Source organism: uncultured Sneathiella sp., assembly GCF_963976355.1.
GTDB lineage: Bacteria > Pseudomonadota > Alphaproteobacteria > Sneathiellales > Sneathiellaceae > Sneathiella.
Map to the genome: position 1 here is coordinate 123,381 of NZ_CAXBKA010000010.1, position 11,961 is coordinate 135,341.

Here is an 11,961-nt window from a genome sequence, read left to right on the forward strand (position 1 = left end):
AGGGAAATGGGGCTTTATGCAGGATTAATCAAGTTGTTTACGGGCTTAAGAGGTAATTCAGCAAATATTTTTGGCCTCAAGTCGCAAAATAGACACCCAGAAGAACGGCACCCAGTATAAGCCGGTATATAACAAATGGCGTGAAGCCGATTTTTTCGATCCAGCGCATCAGAAGGCTGATTACCAGAAACGCAATAATGCAGGATACTAAACCTGCGGTCAAAGCATCCATTCCGATCTCGGGCTTTTCTGCGGTATACAGGTGATATGCAGCTAAAGTTCCGGCACCAAGAATTGTCGGAATGGACAGCAACATGGAAAAATGCGCACCGTCGCTTCGACTAAGGCCGCGCATTCGTGCCGCTGACATGGTTATGCCAGAGCGGCTCGTTCCCGGCAGCAGCGCCAGTATCTGAAACAATCCAATCACGAGTGAATCCATGATTGTAATTCCTTCGATATTCTTCGTGACGGGAAATTTCTTATCTGCCCAACCCAAGAAAATGCCAAATAGAATTGTCGTCGCCGCCACAAGCAGAATTGATCTTAAGTCGTTTAGCAGCAGGAGATACATTGCACCTCCAACAAGTACGATCGGAATGCTGGCAATGATGATATGAAAACCGAGCCTACGGTCATCTGCGCCGCTTTTATCAGCAGGCGTCAGAAATGCCTTAACGATGCCAAATATATCATGGCGAAAATAGGTGACGACAGCGATCAACGTTCCGACATGAACAGCTATATCAATACTTTGACCCTGATCTTGCCAACCTGTAAGGGACGGGACAATTAACAGATGGCCGCTCGACGAAATGGGCAAGAATTCAGTAATCCCCTGTATCGCCGCCAAAACAAGAATATGAAAAAAGGGCATTTTAACTCATACAGATCGCAGGATATCATTTCAAAACAGCTGATTTAGTCCCAAAACTTCGGGAACAACGACTTACGCAATATTTCCGTCAGAGAAAATTGGTTGGTCGTCAGAATTATAAAAACATATTATGAAGAAAGTATAACAACTGATTATGGAGAAAACCATGACTCATAGTGTTGACCTGTTCTGGTCATTCAGAAGCCCCTATTCTTATCTGGCGATCCGCAGAATTATTGAATTGACGAAGGATTATGACCTACATGTCAACATACGACCGGTATATCCGATTGCTGTCAGGAATCCGCAATTCTTCAAGGATATTCACCCTCTCTGGATCGACTACCTCATGACCGACATCCAGCGCGTTGGCGAGATGAACAACATTCCTATTTCCTGGCCGCGTCCCGATCCGGTAAAAATGAACCGACAGACGAGAGAAATTCCGTTGGAGCAGCCTTATATCCACCGCCTTACTCATCTTGGTATCGCAGCGGCAGAAACAGGAGACGGGCTCGCTTTCCTCGACAAGATTTCAACCCTGATCTGGAGCGGAGAGGTGCGCGGCTGGCATGAAGGAGACCATTTATCCAAAGCGGCGGCATCCGCCGGATTTGATCTCGCCAAGCTCGATGAATTGATTGCTGATCGATTCGATGAATATGCGGCAAAAGTCAACGCGAACCAGGAAGCACTCGAAAAAGCGGGACATTGGGGAGTTCCTACGCTCGCCTATAAAAACGAGGCATTCTTCGGGCAGGACCGCGTAGATGTCTGTCTCTGGCGTATGAAGCAGGATGGACTACAGGAACGGCAATAACAAACAGCAAACGGGCTAGCGAATGATCGACGTCGTTCCGTTGATATCCTTCTTGAGGTAGGCTACCTGGGAAAGCGCATTTTCGGCATTCGTTACCGGCGCCATCGCCACATTCAGGACGATCGCCAAACTCAGTAATGAGGCAACTGCGACGACCATAACCTGTCGCCGGAACGTCCTTATCGCAGAAAGAAGACTCCTAAGACTAGTCTGCGCTTGGTGTAAGGATTTTATCATCTTCATGCCCCCGTACTTTCACTGTAGTTTGCGTTCTTGCCAGCGAAATGAGGCTGATTTACTTCAAAAAAGAGGAAAAAACTTGCCCATTTCTGGGCAAGCCGCGCCGCCGCTATTTCGATAATGCGAGCGACAGAATCTTGTATGCGAGCTTTGCCGCAAGGAAGTTCGGCGCATGCATCCCTTCAATAGGGGCCAGTTCGTTGATATCTGCTCCCACAATTGTGCCAACTCCGGAGGCGGCCTTGATGATCTTGATCGCATCGTTCCAGAAAAGCCCGCCAGGTTCAGGTGTCCCCGTTGCTGGCATTACGGAACCGTCAAACCCATCAAGGTCAAAGGTCAGATAAATAGGACGCCCTTTTAACGGGGCAACGATATCGTCCACCTGCCAGCTTTCGCGGTCCTTCCCCCAATGGATGTTTATCCGATGACGGTTTGCGTCCAGAAACGGAATCTCCTCCGCCGATATATTGCGAATACCCACGGAAACGATCGGAACAGTCGGGTGATCAAGCACCCGGCGGATTGCCGCCGCATGAGAATAATGCTCGCCGTCATACCCATCACGCAAATCCGCATGGGCATCGAAATGTAGGATGGCTAGGTCATCAAACTGAGCAAGAAACGGACGGATCGCACCGGGTGTGATGGAATGCTCTCCGCCGAAGACGAGCGGAAATTTACTATCGCCAAGCGCCGCTTCGGTAAGGGCGGCCAGATCATCTATTGCCGCTTTTATATCGTTTCCATCAACAGGCTTCTCCCGCATCGTGACGACACCGAAGTCCCTAAACGGCTCCCGCCAGAGATCCTCATCGAACAGCTCCACCTGATGGCTGGCTTCAATCATCGCAGCCGGCCCCAGCGCCGTTCCGCCGCCATAGCTGACCGATCCCTCAAGACCAAACGGAATGATAATGGCCTTCGCGGACGCGTAGTCGACAGCCTCCTCTTCGGGCAGGCCCAAAAACCCCTCTTCCGAGGGGAGTATGTCAAATGGAACTGTCATGATTTCCAGTCCGTTTGTCGCTTATTGAAAGAGCTTGGTAAACTTCCGCGCCTTGCGGTTTTTCCAGCCACCCCGATGGAAGGCGTCCGATACCAGCAAGGGGACGACGGAAGAAGCTTCCGCGAAGACCATCTGTTCCAGGCTTGTACTGACCTTGCCCCAGCTCGCCGCCTCTTTGAGGGTAGAGGAAGAACAGGCCCCGTCCCGCACATCGGCAACAGATATCTGCACGGCATATTTATGTACGTCTACTTCCTTGCCAAGGATTTCGGCGCAAACGACCGTATCCTGCACAAAGTTCTTGGGCACGCCGCCGCCAACCATTAACAAGCCGGTTGTCCCCGCATCAATCTTGATTTCCGTCAGTTCCCTGAAGTCCTTGACGCTGTCAATGCTGAGGTGCTTTGCCGGATTCTCGACCTGATGCTTGACTAAACCAAAACCGGCAGAGCAGTCGGAAAATGCCGGAACGAAAATCGGCACATCGTGATCATAGCAGGTTTCGATAAGAGAGTTTTTCTTTACCGCATTGGTTTTCAGCCAGCGGCCCATCTCATATATGAATTCACGGGAAGAATAAGCCCGCGGCTCCAGCTCATCCGCGATTACCTTGATAATCTCGTCACAATGCTGAAGCTCTTCCTCGTCAATGTAGGTATCATAGATGCGGTCGATATAAAGGGCCCGCAGGTCATTATCATCGACCGTGCTGTCAGCCTGATAGTGGCGATACCCCAGAGCTTCGAAGAAATCCATATCCACGATGGACGCGCCGGTGGAGACAATCGCATCCACCATGCCCAGTTCCACCAGATCGCGGTAAACATGCATACAGCCCCCGGCGGAAGTTGACCCCGCCAGGGTAAGTATAATCGCACAATCCGGATCATTCACGGCCATGTTGAATATCTCTGTAGCCCGCGCGAGATCACGCGATGTGAAAGACATTTTTCCCATCGCATCGATGATCGGACGCGCATCAAAACTTTTGATGTCAACATGCTCGACGGTCTTCGAAAGAAGGGCCGCCTTCTCGTTGCTCTTCGAGAGTTTTGTCATTTTAACCTGACGCCTTTTTCAACTTGTTGTGCTATGCGAACTCGGCAGGCGATTCAATTCCCACCATGGTTTCTGAATAAAATCCGTTGAATCTGGTTTGCATGGCATAGCCATAAGCTCCCAGATGACGAAAAATGATCCAGTCACCTTCACAGACATCATCCGGCAACGCAAGACGATCCTTCATCTTGTCGATGCTGTCACATGTCGGCCCATACAGCTGAAACTGCGTGTTTTCTGACGGTACATGCAAACGACCGGCCCGATACAGTTCAACCGGATATGCCCAGCCAAGCTGACCAGCATCGAACAAGGCACCGTAGGTTCCGTCATTCAGGTATAGAGATTGTCCGCGACGGAGTTCAACGCGAACGGCAACCGCACCTCCCGCAGCCACCATGGCCCGCCCCGGCTCACAAAATATCTCCAGCGCATCAAAGCCACACTCCACGAGTGCCTTTTGAATGGCATCGAAATAATCCTGCAACGGTGCCGGTTCCATATCCGGATAGGATATCGGAAATCCTCCACCGACATCAAGCATGTCGATCTTGACGCCACAACCATCCAGCATATTGGCAATATTGTAGATGGCATTAACGTAGGCTTCAATTTCGAGACATTGTGAGCCGACATGGAATGTCACACCGACCTTTTCCGCAATCTGGCGTGCATGAGCGAGCAAGAGCGGCGCTTCCATCAGGGTTGCACCGAACTTGTTATCCAGCGGATAAACGGCCCCGACTTGCGAGACGCTCAGCCGCAGCATGAGCGAAAGATCTTCGGCATGGCCGGTTTCCTGCTTAATTTTACGCAGTTCGTCCAGGCTGTCGAAGGCAAAGTGCCTAACGCCAAGCGCGTAGGCGCGATTGATCGCCTGACGGCTTTTGACAGGGTGCATGAAGTAAAGCTGCGCGAGCGGAAACTCGACCCGCAACTTTTCAATCTCACGGATGGAGGCCACCTCGAAATGGCGAATGCCCGCCGCCCACAAAAGCCTTAGCAAGGCCGGATGCGGATTGGCTTTCGCCGCATAAAGGCATGTGCCTGAAAACCCGTTGAGAAATCTGCTGGCCGCCTCTGCAATCTCGTTGATATACAGAAAGTGGACAGCATCATTCGACTGCTCGATTTCAAGAGCTGTCGCTTCGTTTTCATATCGCCGCAAACCGGCTAGGGCTTGCTCGCGATCCGCGACATAGCCCTCATAATCTTGGAGCAGTTGCAATTCTAATGTTCCACCTGTCTAGTTGTTGAAACCAAGTTTTTCAGAGAGCGTCAGTAGCAGAAAAATTCCTGCTACGCTACATAAAGATTCACTGTTAGATGATGATTTTTAACGCCCTATCAAGAGCGGGCAACAAGGTTCAGGTGCGGAAAATTCTTTGATGTTTCAACGACCCGGAACTTTGGCAGACGTATCTCGATCGTTGTGCCAGATTTTTCCTTGTTGCTGGTAATTTTCAACTCACCTTCATGCAATTCGACAATCGACTTGGCAAGCGGCAATCCAAGCCCCGTACCTTCTATCGACTTGGAAACAGAATAACGCGCCCGCCCGAAAGGACGCATAACGTTGTTGATTTCTTCCTCACTGATTCCATAGCCGCTATCGATGACATAAAGGGATATGAAATTCTCCTCATGCATTGATAACTCGAGTTCAATCCTGCCGCTATCGGGCGTGAATTTTATCGCGTTATTGATCAGATTAATCAGCACCTGTTTGAGTTTTCTCTCATCCGCACGCAGGCATATATTCAACTGCTCGGAAAGCGTGATCTCAATGGATTTCTCGTTTGCCTTCGCCGCGAGCATAGTTTTGGATGACCGGACAATATCCAGAAGTCTGAATTCTGTTTCCTGCAATTCAATGGAACCTGATTCAAGCCTTGAATATTCCAGAATATCGTCAATCAGGGATAACAGATGCCTGCCGGAAGACTGGATATTATCCGCATACTCACGATATCTTTCGTTCTCCAACGGGCCAAAAATCTCTTTCGCAAGGACTTCCGAAAAGCCGATGACCGCATTTAGCGGTGTCCGAAGCTCATGGCTCATATTTGCAAGAAACAGGGATTTTGACCTCGTTCCCTCTTCCGCCTCCAATTTCGCCTGAGTCAACTCGCGTTCAAACATATGCTGAGCAGTAATATCCTGTATCGTGCCGCTGGCTCCCGATACTTCACCCGTCTCGCTAATAATCGGGCGGCCTATCAGGCGGACATAGGTAATTTTCTTATCTTCATGTACCACCCGAAATTCAACCTCGAACGGTTCTGAAACTGAATCAACGGATTCAAAAACTTCGACCAGGCGATCAACATCCTCTTTATCAACCCGCCTGATAAAGTTGCCGTACCGTGGTTCTGTCGCGCCTGGCTCATATCCCAGAATGCGGAAAGCCTCGTCAGACCATTCATGGGTGTTTTCAACACTGTTGTGCATCCAGTTGCCAATGTGAGCAATAGCCTGGGCCTCTTCAAGTTTGGCGCGGTTTTCCTCCAGCGCTTTTTCGCGCTCGCGCATGTCCGTGATATTGGTGCGGATCGAGACAATACCACCGGATTTTGTTTTCGTTTCAGAGAGACGGTAAATCTGCCGGTCATAGAATTCCTGCTCGATAGGCTGCACCGGGTTTCTATGTTCCTTAATACGTCCAGAAATCCATTCTTCCTCACGCCCGATTGCCTCAGGCAACCGCCCGGATTCCACAGACAAGCGTACCAGCTCTTGAAATTGTACTCCGGGCTTCACGACATCATCTGCAATGTCTTTGAAACGGTCTCTATAGGGCTCGTTGCAGACAAACAGCCTGTCATCCACATCATAAATGGCCACGGCTTCGGGCATTGATTCGATTGCATCAAGCAACATGCTTTCTGCTTTTTCGGCCTGCTCGATCGCCAGTTGCAGGCGCTCATTCTGCTCCCGTTGTTTCTGCTCAGAAAACTTGCGGGCCTTGATTTCACCATTCAGGCGTTCAATCGCAGGGAGCATTCGCGACAGGCCAAGTGCAATAAAAATCAACCCCGGTATATAGGCAATGAAATGCCATATCTCTAAAGCCGCATTATGGCTGTAACCGATATCGAAAAGGGCACCGTCACCAATAACCAGAACATCAATCAGGGAGGCACAGACAAGAACAAATAAACCAAGGTTAATCAAGGTACGCCCAAATCTGACATGAGTAAGGCGCTTTTTCCTTCTCAGGAAAACAAAAAGCAATGCCAGCAAGCAAACGAACATCACTGCTTCGCTTAGCATATGCACCGCCTAATGCGTTCGCCAACGCAAGTTTCCCTTGAATATTCGGTCAAACTTTCCACAGTCCGTCTCAATTGAGGTCGATTGAAACTAAACGGAAAGTATTGAACAACTGTTAATTCTCTAGGGATTTTCGTAGCTTGGCGGCCGATAGTCTGTCGAGGATTTCACTGTTCTGACGTTCCCAATGGCTGCCAACCAGCCTGATTTACCTTTAGAATATATATATGTTCAATTATACTTGCCTGAGAGTATGATTACGACGAGGAACAACCGGAATTGACATCAAAAATTCTGATCGTGGGGGCAGGAATAGCAGGACTTTCCCTAGCCCAATGGCTAAAGAAGTTTGGGCTGAATTTTGAAATTATCGAGGAAAAATCATCCGAGGATACCGATAGTACAGGCATAGTCCTGCCGTTCAATGCGGTCCGGGAAATCAAAAAACTCGGTATATTTGATGGATTAGAGGGACGATACCAACAGGCCGATAAAGTCACTTACTGCAAGAGCAATGGCAAGGTGATCAACGTAGCACGCCTTACAGATCCTCCTTTCGAGAATGACCAGTTCATTGCCCTTGAACGGCAGGTGTTGAATGAAGCGCTCAGGGTAGGGCTACAGAGAAAAATTCGCTATAATACCGAGCTAATGAGTGTCAGGCATGAAGATGACAGCGTCAGCATTACCTGCACGAACGAGATCCTTAATGGATCGTACGATCTCCTTATCGCCGCGGACGGCCTCAACTCCCTGACCCGTCATGAGAATTTTGAAGGGCAGGCGTTGATTCATGATCATAGTTTCGCCTGCTGGCGGTTTGTCGTTGAGTATCCGGAGCATGGTTTGCAACCGCTGCAAATGGTGGGTCAATCAGACAGTTTCATGGTTTTCCCGATCAGTAATGACACCCTGTATTGTTACGGCCACGCATATGAAAACAGCCGACCTAATCCCCTAGTGGACGATTCGCGGGAAAACCTGAAACATGTTTTTGGTGGTTATCGTGGTCCACTACCTGACATTCTGAGACGACTTGATGATACCGAAATATACGTCGGCCGACTGCAATCGGTGATTAAACCCTGCTTTTTTGACCGGCGGATCGCCTTTGTCGGGGATGCGGCGAATGGTTGTTCGCCCATGATTCAGCAAGGAGCCGCTTTAGCCTTTGCGGGAAGCCGTTGTCTTGCGGATGCCCTTGCGATGCAAAATGTCGATCAGGCTTTGATGACCTACAAGGAACGGCGCGAAAGAAAGGTCGAGCGGATCATTCGCTATGCCGATGCCCCTCTTGCCCAGTTCCGACATTCGCAAAGCTGGATGGGCCGTGGCTTTCATGACATTAAAATCAAAACATTGGGACCACCGAATGTGCAGGCTTGGCGAAAGCTGGCAACAGACCGGCTGTTCACAACATGAGAACCGACCTGCATAGAAAAAGCCTCAGGTGTTACGTCTCCTGAGGCTTTCATTCGGGCACTTGGGCTTTATCCCACTTTGGCTTGATCGGAAAGAGCAACGCCTACTGCTGCGGCAACACCATCCGCATAGGCGGGATCGACCTTGTAAAGATGGCCAAGCTGCCGCTGTACGATCTCCTCCGGCACACCTTGCATGGCTGCAGCTGTGTTAGAGAAAAGGCGCGCTTTCTCCTCATCGTTAAACAGGTTGAACAACGCTCGCGGCTGAGAATAATCGTCATTGCCGACTCGGTGATCATACCGATCCGCATTTCCGGATATCTTCAACGGCGGCTCACGATAGCTTTCGTCCTGAACTGGGCCACCCATTGAGTTAGGCTCATAATAGGCGTCCGGGTTCCCGGTATCATTTTTAAAAAAGCGCATCGCGCCATCTTTATGATAATGATTTACCGGAACCTTGGGCGCATTAACCGGAAGCGCTTCATAATGCGTGCCCAAACGATGACGATGGGCATCCGCATAGGAAAAGATACGCGCCTGCAACATCTTGTCGGGACTGAAGCCGATCCCCGGCACGACATTCGAGGGACTGAAAGCCGCCTGTTCAATTTCAGCAAAGTAATTGTCAGCATTCCGGTTGAGTTCCATCACCCCTACCTCGATCGGCGGATAATCTCCATGCGGCCATACTTTAGTAAGGTCAAAGGGATTATAAGGTGTTTTCTCTGCGTCAGCCTCTGGCATAACCTGAATGAACAATGTCCATTTCGGAAATTCGCCGCGATCAATCGTGCCAAACAATTCCTCCTGATAGCTCTCCCTGGTCTCGCCGACCACCTTCGCAGCCTCCTCATTCGTATAATGCTTGTGACCCTGATTCGTCTTGAAATGAAACTTGATCCAGAAACGCTCACCATCCTCATTCCAGAAGCTATAGGTATGCGAACCATATCCATTCATATACATCGGGGCCACTGGGAGGCCTCGATCCGACATCAGGATTGTCACCTGATGCAGACTTTCCGGCGATAATGACCAGAAGTCCCACATGGCGGTCGCAGATCTCAGGTTAGTTCTTGGGTGACGTTTCTGTGTGTGAATAAAGTCAGGAAACTTGAGTGGATCCCGTACAAAGAACACCGGCGTGTTATTCCCGGCCAGATCCCAGTTCCCTTCTTCGGTATAGAATTTCAGTGCGAAGCCGCGTACATCCCGCTCGGCATCCGCCGCCCCCAGCTCTCCGGCAACAGTGGAAAACCGTGCAATCATGGGGGTTTTCTTCCCGATCTCAGAGAAGATCTTCGCGCGCGTATATTTACTGATATCATGGGTAACCGTGAAAGTCCCATGCGCACCCCAGCCTTTCGCGTGAACAACACGCTCCGGAATCCGCTCGCGGTTCTGGTGCGCCAGTTTTTCAAGAAGCTGATAATCCTGCATCAGGACCGGACCGCGCTCCCCGGCTGTGATTGAGTTTTGATTGTCGACGACCGGTGCACCGGCCGTTGTGGTCATCTTCTTTTTCTCTGACATCTATCTTTCTCCATGTCGCAGGATCTATTGACAATAGTTATGAGTTAGAATTATTCTAAAAAAATTCAAGAGAAAGATCAGAATAAATCTTGGCCTAGGTTTGCAAGCCCACACTTGACCGACAGGAAAATATGGCAAATGATTATTCTGCAGCTTTAATCCTTGCGAGGAATGGTAATGCTCCGTCGGAATCCGATTGTTTTCCTACTGCTCCTGTCCTGCTTCTGGTCGCCAGTCACCAACGCGCAGGAAAGAGTCGAGGTCGGGCTGGAACTTGTGCTGCTCGCGGATGCAACCGGTTCCATAGATGACGCCGAGATTTTATTTCAACGTGAGGGCTATGCAAAAGCAATCACCAATCCGGATGTGATTTCAGCGATTACGACCTCGATCTACGGGAAAATTGCGGTTACCTATGTCGAATGGGGCGATTCCAGCTCCCAAGATGTCGTCGTCGGCTGGCAGATCGTAGATAGTGAAGAATCCGCCCAGAAATTTGCATCGGATCTTCTCCTTCCACCCAGGAGAGCGCGCGGTTACAACGCCATCGGCTCTGCCTTGCTATTCGGGAAAAGTCTTATTGAAAATAATGAGATATGGAGCTTCCGCCAGGTTATCGACATTTCTGCAGACAGCGCGAATAACTGGAGCGGACCGCCGATCGAACTTGCCCGTGATGAAGTTGTCAGTGCGAATATAACGATTAACGGACTTGCAGTTCTATGCCGGTATTGTTCGGGCCGTCCCAATAATTACGATCTGGAGGCTGCCTTCAGCGAGCTAATCATTGGAGGCAATGGAGCGTTTGTCATTACGGCTGATAACAGCAACACCTTTGCCAATGCTGTTCGAAAAAAGCTTATTTTGGAAATTGCCGATAACCCGCCAACGGACCGCTCCCCCCCGGAATAATCGTAATTATTGGAACTCATTCCTGGATTAGCGGATTTCCGACCTCATTTTTTAGGGTTTTGCTGCTGGTTGAGCGAAATTGCTTCGAACCGCCGCCGTATCATATATAATTGCGACGGCCTTAATACTGGACCGACCTCCATTGAGTTCTAGTATATCTACTGCATTGATTGTTGCCGGTGCTTTGTCGATAACAGACGGAGAATTTCAACCGCCCGATCAACGAATCTATCACGAACACAACGGAACTAAAGTGATTTTACATCGTTGGTTGTGGTGCGCAGACCTAGTTGTCAGCCTGTGGATAAGTTTTGTTGGGAAGAGGCGCAGATGACAGACAATTCTTTCAAATATTGGAAATTTGCTGTCATGATAGCTGTGTCTATGGCTGTCATGTTCGGATTGACGTATCTAAACACATATGAAGCCAGTCATGTCTTCTGGAGTGAAACCCGCTTTTACATGACATTTCTCATGGGAACGGCTATGGCTGTCATCATGCTCGGTTTCATGCTGAACATGTATAGGAAGAGTGCTGTTAATAAAGGTATTTTCCTGACAAGTATTGTTGTATTTGCCGTTGCGCTCTGGCTTGTCCGTAGCCAAGTGGCTGTGCAGGACTGCTCTTATATGAAAGCCATGATTCCCCATCATTCAATCGCCATTCTGACAAGCGAACGGGCGGGAATGGACGATATCAGGGTTCGAGAGCTTGCGAACGGGATTATCGATGCACAACGCCGTGAGATCAAGGAAATGGAATGGCTGATCCATGATATCGAGAAGAACGGCAAGGCAGTGACACAAATGG

The 11,961-nt window shown here is 49.6% G+C and carries 11 protein-coding genes; 4 read left to right on the forward strand and 7 right to left on the reverse strand.

The window, feature by feature from the left end:
* Nucleotides 1-76: 76 nt before the first annotated feature.
* On the reverse strand, nucleotides 77-877 hold the full coding sequence (locus AAC599_RS18310) for an undecaprenyl-diphosphate phosphatase (RefSeq protein WP_340151850.1): 801 nt from the start codon (nucleotides 875-877) through the stop codon (nucleotides 77-79).
* Between the two features lie 166 nt (nucleotides 878-1,043).
* On the opposite strand from AAC599_RS18310, the gene AAC599_RS18315 reads away from it, so the two are divergent.
* On the forward strand, nucleotides 1,044-1,697 hold the full coding sequence (locus AAC599_RS18315; RefSeq protein WP_340151851.1) for a DsbA family protein: 654 nt from the start codon (nucleotides 1,044-1,046) through the stop codon (nucleotides 1,695-1,697).
* A 15-nt stretch (nucleotides 1,698-1,712) separates the two neighbouring features.
* Here the strand turns inward: AAC599_RS18315 and AAC599_RS18320 are convergent, their stop codons facing one another.
* The 5 genes from AAC599_RS18320 to AAC599_RS18340 form a co-directional block, all read right to left on the reverse strand.
* Complete coding sequence (locus tag AAC599_RS18320; RefSeq protein ID WP_340151852.1) at nucleotides 1,713-1,856, reverse strand: hypothetical protein; 144 nt, start codon at nucleotides 1,854-1,856, stop codon at nucleotides 1,713-1,715.
* 190 nt (nucleotides 1,857-2,046) lie between these two features.
* Nucleotides 2,047-2,946 (reverse strand): agmatinase, encoded by a 900-nt coding sequence (speB, locus tag AAC599_RS18325; RefSeq protein ID WP_340151853.1) that lies wholly within the window; start codon nucleotides 2,944-2,946, stop codon nucleotides 2,047-2,049.
* Nucleotides 2,947-2,967: 21 nt separating this feature from the next.
* Entirely contained in the window at nucleotides 2,968-4,005 is a 1,038-nt protein-coding gene (locus AAC599_RS18330; RefSeq protein WP_340151854.1) for a deoxyhypusine synthase, read from the reverse strand.
* 31 nt (nucleotides 4,006-4,036) lie between these two features.
* Complete coding sequence (locus tag AAC599_RS18335) at nucleotides 4,037-5,233, reverse strand: type III PLP-dependent enzyme (protein ID WP_340151855.1); 1,197 nt, start codon at nucleotides 5,231-5,233, stop codon at nucleotides 4,037-4,039.
* Nucleotides 5,234-5,352: 119 nt separating this feature from the next.
* Nucleotides 5,353-7,278 carry an ATP-binding protein gene (locus AAC599_RS18340; protein ID WP_340151856.1) on the reverse strand — a complete coding sequence of 642 codons (1,926 nt, stop codon included), beginning with the start codon at nucleotides 7,276-7,278 and terminating at the stop codon, nucleotides 5,353-5,355.
* A gap of 279 nt (nucleotides 7,279-7,557) precedes the next feature.
* Between AAC599_RS18340 and AAC599_RS18345 the strand changes: the two genes are divergently transcribed.
* Nucleotides 7,558-8,700, forward strand: coding sequence for an FAD-dependent monooxygenase (locus tag AAC599_RS18345; protein WP_340151857.1), 1,143 nt, complete (start codon nucleotides 7,558-7,560; stop codon nucleotides 8,698-8,700).
* Between the two features lie 68 nt (nucleotides 8,701-8,768).
* On the opposite strand, the gene AAC599_RS18350 is transcribed toward AAC599_RS18345, so the two are convergent.
* Nucleotides 8,769-10,238, reverse strand: coding sequence for a catalase (locus AAC599_RS18350; protein WP_340151858.1), 1,470 nt, complete (start codon nucleotides 10,236-10,238; stop codon nucleotides 8,769-8,771).
* A gap of 177 nt (nucleotides 10,239-10,415) precedes the next feature.
* Between AAC599_RS18350 and AAC599_RS18355 the strand changes: the two genes are divergently transcribed.
* Nucleotides 10,416-11,150 carry a DUF1194 domain-containing protein gene (locus tag AAC599_RS18355; protein WP_340151859.1) on the forward strand — a complete coding sequence of 245 codons (735 nt, stop codon included), beginning with the start codon at nucleotides 10,416-10,418 and terminating at the stop codon, nucleotides 11,148-11,150.
* A 330-nt stretch (nucleotides 11,151-11,480) separates the two neighbouring features.
* Nucleotides 11,481-11,961: DUF305 domain-containing protein (locus tag AAC599_RS18360; protein WP_340151860.1), on the forward strand; the 481-nt coding region annotated here is incomplete at its 3' end.